The following is a 15,100-nucleotide window of genomic DNA, read 5'->3' on the forward strand; positions in this document are numbered from 1 at the left end:
AACCAACGCATGAGGGAGTCAAAGTCCCTTGCCTTACCGCTTGGCTATACCCCAATAGCAAAATGCTATAAAAAAACATCTAAGTACTTGATATCGACTATCCCGATTCAGTTTCTTAGACATGGAGAGAGAGGGATTCGAACCCCCGAACCCGAAGGAGCGGATTTACAGTCCGCCGCGTTTAGCCTCTTCGCTATCTCTCCTTAAGAACAAGAAATAGTATATCACAGTTTCTTGACCAAAGCAAGCCTTTGCTTTGGATTTTAATGATTAAGATTGTATGATTCAATAATGGCAGCCACTGCATCATCCATTTTTTTGTGGAAACCTGCAACATTTTCCTTGTCAACAACGGCAAACTTACCATCAATTTCCACAATTTGTCCAATCACTTTCTTGCCAACAAGAAGTTCAAAACCTTCGATGCTTGCTTTGTTGACGACTACTTTAGCATCATTAATTTGGATTTCAATTTTTTTATCTTTTTTACTCATAGATTTATACCCGATACTTGGCTCGAGCCATCCTTTCTTAATGTATCTCCTTAATTCTACCGAAAAAGAAAAAAGCTTGCAAGAGCAAGCCTTAAAATAATCATTTATCTATTAAGAATTAGTCAACTTTGACAATCCATCCTTCTGGTGCTTCAACATCACCAAATTGGATAGCTGTCAACTCATCATAAAGTTTACGTGTTACAGGACCTACTTCTGTTTCTGAGTAGAAGACATGGAAGTCATCACCATGTTGTACCCCACCAATTGGTGAGATAACGGCAGCTGTACCGCAGGCACCTGCTTCAACAAATCTATCCAATTCAGAAATCTTAACATCACCTTGGATAGCTTTCATACCGAAGCGATTTTCAGCCAAGTAAAGCAATGAGAACTTGGTGATAGATGGCAAGATAGATGGGCTGAGTGGTGTAATGAATTCGTTATCAGCTGTGATACCAAAGAAGTTTGCAGAACCCACTTCTTCAATCTTAGTGTGAGTTGCTGGATCAAGGTAGATAACATCAGAGAAGTTACGGTCATGTGCAATCTTACCTGGCAACATACTTGCTGCGTAGTTACCACCAACCTTAGCAGCACCTGTACCATGTGGCGCAGCACGGTCATAATCATCTTGAATAAGGAAGTTTGTTGGAGCCAAACCACCCTTGAAGTAGTTTCCTACTGGCATTGCAAAAATAGTAAAGATATACTCATCTGCTGGATGCACACCAATAATATCACCAACCCCAATCAAAAGTGGACGGAGATAAAGTGTAGCACCTGTACCATATGGTGGAACGTATTCTTCATTGGCACGCACAACTTGTTTACATGCATCTACAAATTTGTCGACAGAAACTTGTGGCATCAAAAGACGATCAGCAGTACGTTGCAAACGTTTGGCATTTTCATCTGGACGGAACAATTGAATAGAGCCATCTTTAGTACGGTAAGCCTTGAGTCCTTCAAAAGCTTCTTGACCATAGTGAAGGGCTGGAGATGCTTCTGAAATATGCAAAGTTGCATCCTCAGTCAATTGCCCCTCGTCCCATTTGCCATCTTTGAAATATGAGATATAACGGAATGGAAGTTTACGGTAATTAAATCCTAGATTTTCCCAGTCTAAATCAACTGTCATGTGTATGTCCTCTTTTCTGTTACTATGTGCTTTCTAGTATAGTCCTTTTCATTGAAAATTTCAAGGTTGTGTTGCAAAATTCTGACAATTCTTTTTAAAACAGTTCTTTAGTCTCTTAAAGAAAAAAACTCTGCTCTCTAGTAAGAGAACAAAGCTTTCTTATCATTATTTTTCAATAATCTTAGCAGAAAAGACTTCTTTGTCTGCTAACCCTTCAATAAAACTTCCATTGCTAGTACGATCTGAAAGATTTAGAAGGGACAAATCAACCTCTGCAGTTTCACCTGTCGTGGCTGTCACAAGCAAGGTCTGAGGAGTCTCCTCTGCTGGTGTTGCTAGAAGATCTATCTCACCACCAGAATTTTCTGTAAAGACTGGACCAGCCGTAAAGACGCGATGTGGTTTCGTCTTAAGCTCACGAAGAACTTGGAGACCTCGACCAGCTCGCTTAGCCTGTGGGATATCAGCTGTAGCCACACGTTTGAGACTGGCTCTTTGTGTTAGAAGGTAGAAACTTTGAGTATTTGCCACAAAAACAGCCTGAACGATATCATCGTCTTTAAGATTGATTGCCTTAACACCTGCTGCCTTGGCCCCAACTACTGGAACTTCGTCCGCGCTAAAGCAAAGGGCATAACCTCTTTGAGTGATAATCATGATATCATCCAATTGAATTGGAGTGACTGTGACAATAAAATCACTATCATCCTTGAGTTTAGCGTATTTAACCGACTTAGACTTGTAGGTACGCCATGGCGTAAATTCCTTGCGTTCGAAACGTTTAATCTGACCTAGCTTGGTAGCTGCTAGGTAAGTACCTGTTTCAAAATCATCCAGAATTTCGGCGTAAAGCACTTCTTCATCCTTAGATAAGTTGGAGATGGTTTGTGATAAATGCTCTCCCAGATCCTTCCAACGAATATCTGGCAACTCATGAATTGGACGATAAATCACATTGGCCTGATTGGTGAAAATCAAGAGATGTTGTGTCGTCTTAGCCTGCTGAACTAGAACTAAATCGTCATCATCACGTTTTCCAACTTCTTCAATCGTCGAAGCATTAAAAGAACGTGGGCTAGTACGTTTGACATAACCACCACGAGTGATGCTGACATAGGTTTCTTCTTCAACAATCAAACTTGCAGTATCAATTTCAATAGTCTTGGTTTCTGCTTGCAACTCTGAACGACGGTCGTTTCCAAATTTCTTCTTAATATCACGAAGTTCACGTTTCATGACATTAAACATGGTACGCTCATCACCAATGATGGCAGCCAAGGTAGCAATCTGCTCACGCAAATCGGCTTCCTCATTTTGGAGAGTGACAATATCCGTATTTGTTAAACGATAAAGTTGCAAGGTCACGATGGCTTCAGCTTGTTCTTCTGAAAAATCATAGCTGACTTTAAGATTTTCCTTAGCATCAGCTTTATTTTCAGAAGCTCGGATAAGGGCAATGACTTCATCCAAAATAGAGATGACACGGATGAGTCCTTCCACAATATGAAGACGTTTTTCAGCTTTTTCCTTGTCGAATTTTGAACGAGCAACGATAATATCACGACGGTGGGCAATGTAGCTAGACAAAATCTTTTGTAAGCCCACTTGACGTGGGGTGAAATTGTCAATAGCCACCATGTTGAAATTATAGTTGACCTGAAGATCCGTATATTTCAAAAGATAGTTCAGAATGGTTTGACTGTCAGCATCCTTCTTAAGTTCGATAGCAATACGCAAACCTGTACGGTCAGACTCGTCACGAACTTCTGCAATGCCTGGAACCTTGTTATTGACTCGAACATCATCAATTTTTTTAACCAAGACAGCCTTATTAACATCGTAAGGAATCTCAGTAACAATAATCTGTTCCTTGCCACCTTTAAGTTGCTCAATTTCAGTACGCGAACGCACAACTACTCGGCCCTTACCTGTTTCGTAAGCCTTACGAATCTCATCTTTCCCCTGAATAATAGCTCCTGTTGGGAAATCTGGGCCAGGCAAGAATTCCATCAACTTTTCCAGTTTAGCAGAGGGGTGATCAATCATATAGACAACGGCATCGATGACCTCTGCCAGATTATGTGGTGGAATGTCTGTGGCATAACCAGCAGAAATCCCCGTAGCCCCATTTACCAAAAGGTTTGGAAAGGCTGCAGGTAAAACAGTTGGTTCCTTCTCTGTATCATCAAAGTTCCAAGCCCAAGGAACGGTGTTTTTATCGATATCTTGAAGAAGGTAGCCAGCAATCTCTGACAAGCGTGCCTCGGTATAACGCATGGCCGCTGGTGGATCACCGTCCATAGAACCATTGTTACCGTGCATCTCAACCAAGATTTCACGATTCTTCCAGTCCTGAGACATACGGACCATGGCATCATAAATGGAACTGTCACCATGGGGGTGGAAATTACCCATAATGTTACCCACCGACTTGGCAGATTTACGATAGCCCTTGTCATGGGTATTGCCATCCTTATTCATGGAATAAAGAATACGACGTTGAACGGGTTTCAGACCGTCACGAATATCAGGAAGCGCACGCTCCTGAATAATGTACTTTGAGTAGCGCCCAAAACGCTCCCCCATGATGTCCTCAAGGGACATGTTTTGAATATTAGACATAATAATTCTCTTTTTATTGTTTTGTTGCAAAGTAAATCTATATTTTATAAATTTAACTGTTTCTTTGTAGGTAGTGAGAAAAGAAGAGTAATCCTACTAATCCTAGAATGAATAAAAGATTAATTTTAATAACAAATAAGCTAAGTAGGGTATTAATTAGACCGTGAAAAATGGCGCAAAAGAGGACCGAGTTAGTTTTTTTGAAAACAGCAGCTAGGAGAATACTGAGATAAATTGCAAATAGACTGAATAATATAAAAGGCATCCTACTTTGGGAACTTCCAATCACAAACCATAAAGGTACATGCCATACTGCCCAAATACAACCTGTTATCAAACTGGAAATCCAAAAGGAGAATCTAGTTTCCAAAGTTGGTTGCAAGGTGCCTCGCCATCCCAATTCTTCTTCTCCACCATAAACACAGACTGCACTCAAAAAAATAACAAATAAATTTCCTAGTGGAAAAGCTGGATTAATCTCCTTAGACGAGAAAGCAATAACACCCGCCTGCACGAAAATTAGTACAAGAAATAAGAAAATATATTTCTTTGAGTCCCCTAAGATAAAAGAAACTATGCTTTTAATTGATTTTTGAGGCAAACAAGAAATGGCTGCAATGGTGGGACCGAAACCTCCTAGCAGATGGAGAAAGACTCCCAGAGGACTTGTTAGACTTAAGAGGCCCATTTGCGTCAGGAAAACAAGTAATCCCCAACCAAATCCCCAAGAAATGAGAAAACTAATCAGTAAAAATTTTGTTATCTTATTATTTTGTAATGGTTTCATTTGTTTCGAGTCTCTCCTCAGCATACTCAATCATCTTCTCAGCCACTTCTTTATCGTAGTCAAATCCCATTTTTTGAGCAAGAGATTTAGCCTCTTGGTGGAAAAATTGCATCGTAGCAAACAATGACTGAGTAAGTTTTTCTACACTTGAAAAATCAAGCAGATTTGAGAATTTCTTCTCTTTCTCTGTAGGTAAATACTGGAAAAGATACTTGTAGTTCTTGCCGATACCGACTATTCCCCTATCACTTGCGACCTGCCAAGCCAAGACCTTCAAGACTTCTTGCTGGCAAATGCCATAGAGGTGATCAGTCGCATAGATAAGCTGATTTCTTCGTATCCCTTTGACGACATAAGTCGATACCCACCAAAATTCATTGCAGGATGTAGCAAATTCCTCTTCGGTAGGTGGACAAATCCAATAGCGCTTGTAATTAGGCTGATAGGCTTTAAACAAACCTTTATCGTCTTTTAGCACTCTGAAACCTGCCTCGCTGTCCACCCACTCTTGGATATGTTCTTTAGGACAGAGTGTCAAATCGATGCGATTGCCATCTTCAAAGAGCATCAGATAAAGTCGACGGTTGCCTAGGACATTATGTTGCTCAATGATACGTTTGCCAAAGGAGTCCAGCCAAGAAAGGTCACTCGTCAGATTATCTAAGTCGTCCACGACATAAACCACGTCGTAATCTTGAAATTCATCTTTTGGCGCTCTTGTATCCGTTCGTGAACCAGACATAGCGACAGCGTCAACCTGTAGCACTTTTGCGGTTTGCAAAATCACATCAAACATCTCGGTTTCAGTTCTCATGGGAATATCTGCCTTTTTAGTGAAAACTTTTGATTCTGTAGAGGACATGTCTATAAAGGGGACTGCCTGCTGGAACTTTTTCGTTATCAAATTCTTTGACAAATTCCATGCCTAGCTTTTGCATGATTTTTTGCGAAGGGAGATTGAGTAAGGATGTAAAAGAGTAAACTTCTGATAAGCCAGCTTGCTGGAAAGCGAAGTCTAGACAGGCTTGGGCAGCCTCCGTCGCATAACCACGATTCCAAAACTCTTTTCGCAGACGCCAGCCGATTTCTACAACTTCTTTTCCAGCAAAAATCCGTAAATCCGAATGGTGCAGACCTACCAAGCCGACAAACTCCTGACTGTCCTTTTCTTCAACAGCCCAAAGACTGTATCCATAAGCCTTAACTTCATCTTGAATACCCTGATAAAGCCGCAAGGACTCCGCTTGACTATATGGCTTTGGGAAATACTGCATGACCTCCGGATCCTGATTCATAGCGATCAAAGCCGGCAAATCAGATTCCTGCAAGTCCCGTATAATGAGACGGTCTGTTTCAAGAATAGTCATCTAAACACTCCTCTGCAAACTTTCTTACCTCACAACTCCTCAGCATTTGCTCTTGACTTCTGTATTTTCTGCACCTATCTTTAATTAAGTTATTTTTCATAACTATCTAGCTCCTCTTGTTTTTGGATGCCTCGTATTCTTTTCTTCTCAAGTTCGCCTACTATCAATTGGATAGTTGAGCAAATCCATAAAACGATTAAAATAAAATAAAACAATTTAATATCGTTTCTATGGTATATTTTAAAGCTTCTCCATAATACAAAAGTATTTACTAATAAATAGCATTAAATAGGAGTATTATAGCAAACTTACTCTTAAAATACCTATAATGTTTTCCAATCCTATAGAGGGTATATAGTGAGAAAACAATCATCAAAGGGGTGAAAGCAAGTGAATAAAATAAGATAAACCCTATTCCTGAGTATGGTTTACTTTCCATTGGTAGATCTAATAGACAGATACCAATAGTGAGGATATTCAATATAAACAAGGATACTGTGCGAGCACACTCTTTTCTACCTTTATTGATCGTTAAATCATATATAATTCCAAAAATGGCTAGGAGAACAAGGAAAAAAGGCAACATTAATAACGTAATCAATACCGCACCTCCAATAAGTTTTAGCGATTGTTTACATACAAAAGATGATCGTCACCTTTACTTGAACTTCATAACTTCCTTGTCTGGTAAAGACAATATCCTTCAAGTAGTATAAAGCGTCCCCTGAAGAAACAGGCCTGGGTGAGGTTTTCAGTTTGATTATTCAGGAGGAGATACTTGAGTTCTCCAGTCGACACTGCACTACGCTTCATGGCATTCAGGTATTCATCCTTATCAATGGCGTTCCAATCTACCACTTTACCCAGCTTCTGACGAAGCATACAATTTAGCCAAATCCGCATGGCGCGTCCATTCCCCTCACGGAAAGGATGGGCAATATTCATATCCGCATACTTATCAACCACTTGATCAAAATTGTCATGAGGAAGTTTATCAATATACTGTAAGGATTGCTCTAAAAAAATTCAGAACATATCTAAAAATTCGTATTTTACTCCAATAACTCAAAACACATATGTGTGTTTTAAGTTATTCCCCACTAGACAAGATATTCTTCAAGTGAGATTTCTTGTTTTAAAACTGGGAAAGGTGATTATTACTGTGGGATGAAGTCATTTCTATTTTCATTTTTAATAATCAAGCTTATCTTCCAATCCGTCTTGATATAGTTGATACAATTCTATAAAAATATTATCAATTAAAGTTAACAGTCCAAACCAAATAAAATAATTTCTGGATGCTTGAGTTTCATTAACTAATTTAGTTAATGTCGGTAAGTTTTGCTGATAAGATAAAGTATTATGTGCCAATCGATTACGTTGATTATACATATTTTCATACTTACATTTTAAATTATGCTCTATATTTTTAATATAAATAGTATATTTCTTATTATAGTCCCTAAGTTTATCTTCATATCCTTGCTCACTATCTCCTTCTTTTTTCTCTGGCTTCTTAGGTCTATTGTTTTCGTTTGGCATTGACACAAACATATTTTTTTCATCTTTCAAAAATTGATCAGTATCAATCCAATCATCTGATACAAAATAAGAAAAATCGGCACGAACCCAAGAAATTAGGTTTGAATCTTTAAATATTTCATCAATCTTTTGAGTAGTATTCTCTAATAAAATCTGTTTATTGATTTCATTTATACCAAAATCTATATTTATTCTCTTAAGTACCTGACAAAATTCTTTATAAATACTATTTTTCTGATCATATGCTGAATAAGTTCCTAAGTTAGCTTTTTCTAACCACCAATATCTAAACTCAAAATCATTTGTTCCCAACTCCCAAGCAATGCATTTCATCTTTTGCTCTTGAAAACCAGTCATTTTTAAGAATGTAGCTTGTAAAATGTAATCACACAAAGGGTAGGTTTCAATTCCATCACCGATACTATTAGTTGCAGCAACTGCTTCTTCCAAAATAGTAGTTATAGGAGTTAAAATAAAATCTGTATGCTTACTCACTAAAATACTCCTTATACAACTCAAGGGATTCTTTTAATCTAAGTCTAATATACTTCAAAGCATTGGGGCTCTTCTGATGATAGTAGCCATATTCATAGTCATATTCATAAGAATAAAGAGTGCCCTCAAACTCTTGGCCAGCTTTAATCTTCAAATCTTTTAATTCAGATATTTTATTGACAATCTCAGCTTTTAGATTACTATTTTTCTCAAGAATAAGTTTTTTCTCTTTAAAAACAGAAAAATAAATTAACCCAAACATATAGATATCTGCATCAATAATTGACGGGAAATTTTCTGGAAAAAAATCATATTCTAAGTTTTTAGAAAGAATTGAAATTTTATTATCAAAATCAAAATCAAAATCAAATTCTTCAGCAATTTTATAAACATAATCTGTATAAAACTGTTCAAGTTTATTTCCATTTCCCGCAGCAACTTGAGAAATATTATAATCTTGTTTTTTGTAACTATCCAAAATTGCTAGATAGCGTACAAAATCTAACTTCTTATCATTTAATTTAATATTTTTAAAAATATCAGGATCAAAAAATGGTTCTAAAGCATCATTCAAGTAATATAAAGATCGTCTGCTTTCTACATTCGACAATGCTTCCCCTTGAATGTTTATATGACGGAAAACAGAAGAATAAAACTTTATTTGCTCTTTTTTACGTTCTTCTCCATCATAACTAGGTACAATAAATGAAAAACCTAAATAATTATCTTTAAAAAAATCTTCTCCAATATCTACATTTAGAGTAATATATTGCTCCGTCTTTACCTTTTCTTTTATGCTTGCTTTTGAACTTCCGATTGATAGAAGTCTATTAAAATTCCAATCTACTCCTTTATAATCATTACCTTCATCAATTTCAGAATCATCATTGGTATTAGCTAGAGGAATGAAATCTTTAGGTGCCCAATCTTCACACTTACGATTCGGAAATAAATTTAAATAAGCAAGAAATATAGACGTTAAACGCTGTTGCCCATCTAGAATTAAATTTTTTCTCCCTTCTTCATCAGTAAAGGCTCCAACAGTAACTGGGGGAACAAATTCTTTTTTATTAAAACTTTCAATTAGTGTTTTAACTTTTTCTTGATTCCAAACATAATAACGTTGATAATCAGGTAATACAATATTCTTCTTTAAAATCAACTTAATCCAATGCTCTAAAGAATATTCTCCATAATAGACCTTATTTTTCATTCATCTCTCTCCTTTTATCTGTACTTCTTTCAAAACAACATTTCCCCACTCTCTTCCAGCGTAAACTTGACATTATCTTCAATCCATTGACGGCGTGGTGCTGGTTTATCTCCCATTAGGACTGAGACGCGGCGTTCTGCACGCGCCAAGTCATCAATGGTAACACGGATCAAGGTGCGGGTTTCTGGATTCATGGTGGTTTCCCAAAGCTGGTCCGCATTCATTTCACCAAGCCCCTTGTAACGTTGGAGAAGAGCGCCACGACCAAACTTTTGACGAAGTTCTTCAAGCTCACCATCAGTCCAAGCATATTCGACAACTTCCTTCTTACCTTTTCCTTTAGACATCTTGTAAAGGGGAGGCAGAGCGATATAGACGTGCCCTGCTTCAACCAGTGGACGCATATAACGATAAAAGAAAGTAAGTAACAAGGTCTGGATATGAGCTCCATCGGTATCAGCATCGGTCATTAAGATTTCTCTTTATTTTTTTATTTTAAATAGTGATTGGAATAATATAAAAGATGAACAGTAATCACTCCTCAGTTTACAATGTCCTTCCTTGACTTTGCAACTGTATCAGAATCGCTTTAACCTTCTTGGTTTCTATTTCGCCAACCACCAATTGAAGCATTGCACTTATCGCAATTAAAATGAAAGATACACAAGATAGTGTCAATGAAGTAGAAAGTTCCCCAAAGAATAAAATAAGGTTTAAAATTGTTAGACCGGTCATTATGGAGCCATTGATCACGAGAACTAGAGCTAATGGCATACGGAATAGCTTATAATGATAGATACTTTTTAAAAGAGATGTGATACTACAAACAACACTTAGGGGAGAAAAAACATAGACATAGTAGAAAGCCAATAACAACCCCGTGTAGGTCCTCTGTGAGAAGGGATTATCTATCAAAGATAGAAGGAAGGTTATCACTACTAGTATAGGCAAGATCAAAAAGCGTGTTTTTAGTGGTCTCTTTTTATAAACGCTTAAATAAGCTATTGCCCCTGCACATACAGGAAACACCACTTGAGGATAGTAAAGTAAAAAACTTAATACCTTAGATAACATAGGTTTACCTCATACTGTCTTTTCCTGACTTAGCAATATAGTCTTTATTTTTTTCATTTTCCTTTCCTCCTATTATAGTTTGAACAATACCAATTATCGCTAGGAGAAGAAAAATAAGGTACATAGATGAAGCAGGGAGAAATCCCAAAGACCCTTGTAAAAAGAGCAGATTGAGGAAAGCCAGTAATGTGGCAAAGAAACTATTAATAACTAGTAAGATTGAATATTTGGTTTGAAAGCGTATTAAATGTAGAAGACTTTTTATAAAAGCTATTAGCGAGAATGGCACATAAAACACTGAAAAGATCAACATATAGTAAAACACAAATAATAAACCTGAGTATGGACTTCCAAAATAAGAATAGAGAGGATTATCCACCACGAAGATTATGAGGGAAACTATAGATAGAAGAAAAAGGATAAAAAAGCGTGTTTTTATAGGTCGTATGCCATAAAAAATTAAGTATATGGTAGAAACAATAACCATAAGAATAATAGCAGGAAAAGCTACATCTGCATGGTAAGCTAGGTAATCGATAACATTAAAATCCATTTTTCTACCTCCATTGATTTCTAGTCAATGACACTGCAAATAGTTAATAAACGATGTAGAAAATAATCAACTTGTTTCTTTATAATCCCAAGTATCTATTGATAGTAAGCGCTCTCCCTAACTCTATCTTATTACATTCCCTTCTGGCCTGCAACTTAAAATGCGCCGCTTTCTTCCAAGGTAAATTTAACGTTATCTTCAATCCATTGACGGCGTGGTGCCGCCTTATCTCCCATAAGAACTGAGACACGACGTTCGGCACGCGCTAGGTCGTCAATAGTTACTCGGATAAGCGTTCTGGTCTCTGGATCCATAGTTGTTTCCCAAAGCTGGTCAGCATTCATCTCACCAAGCCCCTTGTAACGTTGGAGAATAGCTCCACGACCAAATTTTTGACGAAGTTCCTCAAGTTCCCCATCTGTCCAAGCGTATTCGACAACTTCTTTCTTGCCTTTCCCTTTAGACATCTTGTAAAGAGGAGGCAAAGCGATATAAACATGTCCTGCTTCAACCAGTGGACGCATATAACGATAGAAGAAAGTGAGCAACAAGGTCTGGATGTGAGCCCCATCGGTATCGGCATCGGTCATGATGATAATCTTGTCGTAGTTGATATCGTCAAGGTTAAAATCAGCTCCAACACCTGCACCAATAGTGTAAATCATGGTATTGATTTCTTCATTTTTGAGAATGTCAGCCATTTTGGCCTTCTCAGTGTTTAGGACTTTACCTCGAAGAGGCAGGATAGCCTGAAATTTACGATCACGGCCTTGTTTGGCTGAACCACCGGCAGAATCCCCTTCGACCAGATAAAGCTCATTTTTCTTTGCATTTTTAGACTGGGCTGGCGTCAGTTTCCCTGACAAAAGTCCCTTGTCTTTTTTATTTTTCTTGCCATTTCGACTGGCATCACGAGCTTTTCTGGCAGCTTCACGGGCATCACGGGCCTTGATAGCCTTACGCACCAAGTTCGAAGCCAAATCTCCATTTTCCATAAGGAAATAAGTCAAGTGCTCTGAAACGATACCATCAACAATAGGACGAGCTAAAGGAGATCCAAGTTTGTCCTTGGTTTGTCCTTCAAACTGAAGGTGTTCTTCAGGAACCAAGAGCGAGATAACTGCTGACAAGCCCTCACGGTAATCTGAGCCTTCAAGATTTTTATCTTTTTCTTTGAGAAGGCCTGTCTTACGGGCATAATCGTTAAAGGCCTTGGTAATAGCTGATTTAAAGCCTGTCTCGTGAGTACCGCCATCCTTAGTACGGACATTATTGACAAAGGAAAGGATATTATCAGAGTAACCGTCATTGTACTGAAGGGCTACTTCTAGGTGAAATTCCTGCTGGTCTCCATCAATATAGATGACTGGTGTCAGTGTTTCCTTGTCCTCATTCAAGTAAGATACAAAGTCTTGAACCCCATTTTCATAGTGGAATTCTTCACGAACTTCTTCTTCGCCACGCAAGTCTGTCAATGTCATAGTGACATTCTTAAGAAGGAAGGCTGACTCTTTGAGACGTTCTGAAATGGTGTTAAATTTGAAGTCAGTCGTTGAAAAGATACTAGCATCAGGCATAAAGGTAACTTTTGTACCTGTCTTAGATTTAGGTGCCTTGCCGATTTTTTCAAGTCCTGTTACAGGGTGACCCCCATTTTCAAAACGCTGACGATAAACACTACCGTCACGGGTAATTTCTACCTCAAGCCAGCTAGATAGCGCATTAACAACTGAAGAACCCACACCGTGAAGACCACCAGAAGTCTTATAACCACCCTGTCCAAATTTACCACCCGCGTGGAGAACAGTGAAAATAACTTCAACTGTTGGTTTACCCATGGCATGCATACCTGTCGGCATCCCACGTCCAGAGTCAGAAACAGAAACGGAACCATCCTTATTTAGGGTGACAGCGATGACATCACCAAAACCAGAAAGAGCTTCATCGACCGCATTGTCGACAATCTCCCAAACTAGGTGGTGAAGTCCTGTTCCATCCGTTGAGCCAATGTACATTCCTGGGCGCTTGCGAACCGCATCTAACCCTTCTAGTACCTGAATGGCATCATCATTATAATTATTTACATTTATTTCTTTTTTAGCCAAGAGTGACCTCCAAAATTTTTATCCTTATTATTTTATAAGTTTTCAGAAGAATTTGCAAAGGAAATCAAGAAAGTCCAAAAGATATCTTAAGGCTGACTGACTTTGTCAATTACTAGGCTGTATGCTATAATTATCTCATGAAAATCTTATTGTTAATCCTAATCGCCTACTTGTTAGGTTCCATTCAGACCGGCCTCTGGATTGGGAAACTATTCTTCCATACCAATCTTCGTGAGCATGGCTCTGGAAATACTGGAACAACCAATACCTTTCGTGTTCTAGGTAAGACTGCTGGTACCATCACCTTCTTGGTTGATATGTTCAAGGGGACCTTGGCTGTCCTTCTACCTATCTGGCTTGGTGTCACAGAAGTTTCACCTCTAGTCATTGGTTTCTTTGCCATTATCGGACATGTTTTTCCAATCTTTGCTGGATTTAAAGGTGGGAAGGCTGTTGCGACAAGTGCAGGGGTGCTTCTTGGCTTTGCCCCACTCTACTGTGTATTCCTACTCTTGGTCTTTGTCCTTACACTCTATCTAACCAGCATGATTTCATTTTCAAGTGTCACTGCAGCAATTGTTGGACTTATTACCTTAGCTGTGTTTCCAGCCATCCATTTCTTACTAGATAGCTATGACCTTATTTTCACTGGGGTTCTTACCATCATGGCTTTGCTTATCATCTTCCGCCACACTGAAAATATGGGGCGCATTCGCAGGCATCAAGAAAACTTGGTACCTTTTGGACTTAATTTAACCAAACAAAATCCAAAGAAATAAACAATCCAGACCTACTAACCACTAGATTTACTAGTGGTTTTCTTGTTTTTCTAATCAAGCAATGCTTTCTAAAACAATAAAAAATCCGAAGGCTACACCTCGGATCTTTTTTTAGGCTTAAGCTTTGAAGCTAACACCATTTTCTTTCAATTTTTTAACTGTCGCAGGTCCGACACCCTTGAGGGCAAGAACTTCTTCTTCAGTCACAGTAGCAAAAGCCTCTACTGAAGTCAAACCTTCATTATAAAGAGTTTCTACAAGGTTTGAACGAAGGCCTTCAACTTCTGGAAGTTCTGCGAAAGCATCAAGACTAAGGTCTTTGGCTGCTACTTCTTCCTTAGCAACTGTCTTAGTTTCAGCAACAGGTTGTGGTGCTACTGGTGGCACTGGTGGAACAGGCGCAACGGGTGGAACAGGGGCTTTAACATTATTGAAAAGTCCTTGTTTTTTCAAACGGTGTTTAAAAGCTTTCTTTTTATTTTTTACTTTAGCCATGTTTAGTATTCTCCTATTTTAATCGGCGACACCTTTCCATAAAGTGCTATCGCCACTTTCTTTTTCATCCTCTGTTAATAGTGACGTTCCCCGAACAAGCCATCTGGCATATCATGGAAACCTTTGCCAGCACGATAGTTGGCAAACTTACCAATTAGGAAATTGTAAGCATCCAATTTAGCTTCATAGCGGTAACTTGCATCACGTGCACGTTCATCGCCGTCTTCTTCCCAGATTTTCTTGCTAGCGGCCAAGGCCGTTTCGTTTACTTTAACTTGGGTAACAACCCAGGCTTCGAAGTCTTTTAGAAATTCTTGTTCGTAGGTCATATTTTCCTCTTCATTTTAAAAACCAGCTTAACGCTGGCTTCATTTTCTACTAATAATGTGTAGAGCTCATAGCCTTACAGTCTTCTATTATAACAAATAATTAG

Annotated in this window: 13 protein-coding genes, 1 tRNA gene and 4 pseudogenes; 1 reads left to right on the plus strand and 17 read right to left on the minus strand. The window is 38.4% G+C overall.

Annotation, left to right across the window (positions count from 1 at the left end):
* Positions 1–122: 122 nt before the first annotated feature.
* From AX663_RS00745 to parE, 15 genes and pseudogenes are all read right to left on the minus strand, one after another.
* A tRNA-Tyr gene (locus AX663_RS00745) sits at positions 123–203 on the minus strand.
* Between the two features lie 60 nt (positions 204–263).
* On the minus strand, positions 264–494 hold the full coding sequence (locus tag AX663_RS00750) for a DUF2969 domain-containing protein (protein ID WP_060972427.1): 231 nt from the start codon (positions 492–494) through the stop codon (positions 264–266).
* A gap of 118 nt (positions 495–612) precedes the next feature.
* Positions 613–1,644, minus strand: a pseudogene (locus AX663_RS00755) (branched-chain amino acid aminotransferase); the annotation flags it as partial.
* Between the two features lie 156 nt (positions 1,645–1,800).
* Positions 1,801–4,257: a DNA topoisomerase IV subunit A gene (parC, locus tag AX663_RS00760; protein ID WP_060972429.1), complete on the minus strand. Its 2,457-nt coding sequence runs from the start codon at positions 4,255–4,257 to the stop codon at positions 1,801–1,803.
* 52 nt (positions 4,258–4,309) lie between these two features.
* The gene (locus tag AX663_RS00765; RefSeq protein ID WP_037597568.1) at positions 4,310–5,044 is read right to left on the minus strand and encodes a CPBP family intramembrane glutamic endopeptidase; all 735 of its coding nucleotides are present in this window, start codon (positions 5,042–5,044) and stop codon (positions 4,310–4,312) included.
* On the minus strand, positions 5,025–5,858 hold the full coding sequence (locus AX663_RS00770) for an aminoglycoside 6-adenylyltransferase (RefSeq protein WP_037598079.1): 834 nt from the start codon (positions 5,856–5,858) through the stop codon (positions 5,025–5,027). The genes AX663_RS00765 and AX663_RS00770 overlap by 20 nt, the downstream gene beginning before the upstream one ends.
* Positions 5,859–5,874: 16 nt before the next feature.
* On the minus strand, positions 5,875–6,411 hold the full coding sequence (locus AX663_RS00775; protein ID WP_002890361.1) for a GNAT family N-acetyltransferase: 537 nt from the start codon (positions 6,409–6,411) through the stop codon (positions 5,875–5,877).
* Positions 6,412–6,500: 89 nt separating this feature from the next.
* Positions 6,501–6,997 (minus strand): annotated as a pseudogene (locus AX663_RS10880) (hypothetical protein).
* Positions 6,998–7,080: 83 nt separating this feature from the next.
* A pseudogene (locus AX663_RS00785) lies at positions 7,081–7,437 on the minus strand (Fic family protein); the annotation flags it as partial.
* 165 nt (positions 7,438–7,602) lie between these two features.
* Positions 7,603–8,448, minus strand: coding sequence for a hypothetical protein (locus AX663_RS00790; RefSeq protein WP_037597558.1), 846 nt, complete (start codon positions 8,446–8,448; stop codon positions 7,603–7,605).
* The gene (locus AX663_RS10695; RefSeq protein WP_002890358.1) at positions 8,441–9,661 is read right to left on the minus strand and encodes a DUF262 domain-containing protein; all 1,221 of its coding nucleotides are present in this window, start codon (positions 9,659–9,661) and stop codon (positions 8,441–8,443) included. Before AX663_RS10695 ends, AX663_RS00790 begins: the two co-directional genes overlap by 8 nt.
* A gap of 29 nt (positions 9,662–9,690) precedes the next feature.
* Positions 9,691–10,137, minus strand: a pseudogene (locus AX663_RS00800) (toprim domain-containing protein); the annotation flags it as partial.
* 70 nt (positions 10,138–10,207) lie between these two features.
* The gene (locus AX663_RS00805; protein WP_060972430.1) at positions 10,208–10,735 is read right to left on the minus strand and encodes a hypothetical protein; all 528 of its coding nucleotides are present in this window, start codon (positions 10,733–10,735) and stop codon (positions 10,208–10,210) included.
* A gap of 4 nt (positions 10,736–10,739) precedes the next feature.
* Positions 10,740–11,288: a hypothetical protein gene (locus AX663_RS00810; RefSeq protein ID WP_060972431.1), complete on the minus strand. Its 549-nt coding sequence runs from the start codon at positions 11,286–11,288 to the stop codon at positions 10,740–10,742.
* Between the two features lie 155 nt (positions 11,289–11,443).
* Positions 11,444–13,393: a DNA topoisomerase IV subunit B gene (gene parE / locus AX663_RS00815; RefSeq protein ID WP_060972432.1), complete on the minus strand. Its 1,950-nt coding sequence runs from the start codon at positions 13,391–13,393 to the stop codon at positions 11,444–11,446.
* Positions 13,394–13,530: 137 nt separating this feature from the next.
* Here parE and plsY point away from each other — a divergent pair, with 137 nt between their 5' ends.
* A complete protein-coding gene (plsY, locus tag AX663_RS00820; protein ID WP_037601492.1) occupies positions 13,531–14,172 on the plus strand; it encodes a glycerol-3-phosphate 1-O-acyltransferase PlsY in 642 nt (213 codons plus the stop codon).
* A 117-nt stretch (positions 14,173–14,289) separates the two neighbouring features.
* Here plsY and AX663_RS00825 read toward each other — a convergent pair whose 3' ends face one another.
* Both AX663_RS00825 and AX663_RS00830 read right to left on the minus strand, forming a co-directional pair.
* Entirely contained in the window at positions 14,290–14,667 is a 378-nt protein-coding gene (locus AX663_RS00825; protein ID WP_060972433.1) for a helix-hairpin-helix domain-containing protein, read from the minus strand.
* A 74-nt stretch (positions 14,668–14,741) separates the two neighbouring features.
* A complete protein-coding gene (locus tag AX663_RS00830; protein WP_002886199.1) occupies positions 14,742–14,996 on the minus strand; it encodes a DUF1912 family protein in 255 nt (84 codons plus the stop codon).
* Between the last annotated feature and the right edge of the window lie 104 nt (positions 14,997–15,100).

The organism is Streptococcus sp. CCH8-H5 (assembly GCF_001556505.1).
Lineage (GTDB): Bacteria > Bacillota > Bacilli > Lactobacillales > Streptococcaceae > Streptococcus.

Bases quoted from the DNA above. Each gene is read 5' to 3' on its own strand.
- AX663_RS00750 (WP_060972427.1), bottom strand. From the start codon at position 494: ATGAGTAAAAAAGATAAAAAAATTGAAATCCAAATTAATGATGCTAAA.
- parC (WP_060972429.1), bottom strand. From the start codon at position 4,257: ATGTCTAATATTCAAAACATGTCCCTTGAGGACATCATGGGGGAGCGT.
- AX663_RS00765 (WP_037597568.1), bottom strand. From the start codon at position 5,044: ATGAAACCATTACAAAATAATAAGATAACAAAATTTTTACTGATTAGT.
- AX663_RS00770 (WP_037598079.1), bottom strand. From the start codon at position 5,858: ATGAGAACTGAAACCGAGATGTTTGATGTGATTTTGCAAACCGCAAAA.
- AX663_RS00775 (WP_002890361.1), bottom strand. From the start codon at position 6,411: ATGACTATTCTTGAAACAGACCGTCTCATTATACGGGACTTGCAGGAA.
- AX663_RS10695 (WP_002890358.1), bottom strand. From the start codon at position 9,661: ATGAAAAATAAGGTCTATTATGGAGAATATTCTTTAGAGCATTGGATT.
- AX663_RS00805 (WP_060972430.1), bottom strand. From the start codon at position 10,735: ATGTTATCTAAGGTATTAAGTTTTTTACTTTACTATCCTCAAGTGGTG.
- AX663_RS00810 (WP_060972431.1), bottom strand. From the start codon at position 11,288: ATGGATTTTAATGTTATCGATTACCTAGCTTACCATGCAGATGTAGCT.
- plsY (WP_037601492.1), top strand. From the start codon at position 13,531: ATGAAAATCTTATTGTTAATCCTAATCGCCTACTTGTTAGGTTCCATT.
- AX663_RS00825 (WP_060972433.1), bottom strand. From the start codon at position 14,667: ATGGCTAAAGTAAAAAATAAAAAGAAAGCTTTTAAACACCGTTTGAAA.
- AX663_RS00830 (WP_002886199.1), bottom strand. From the start codon at position 14,996: ATGACCTACGAACAAGAATTTCTAAAAGACTTCGAAGCCTGGGTTGTT.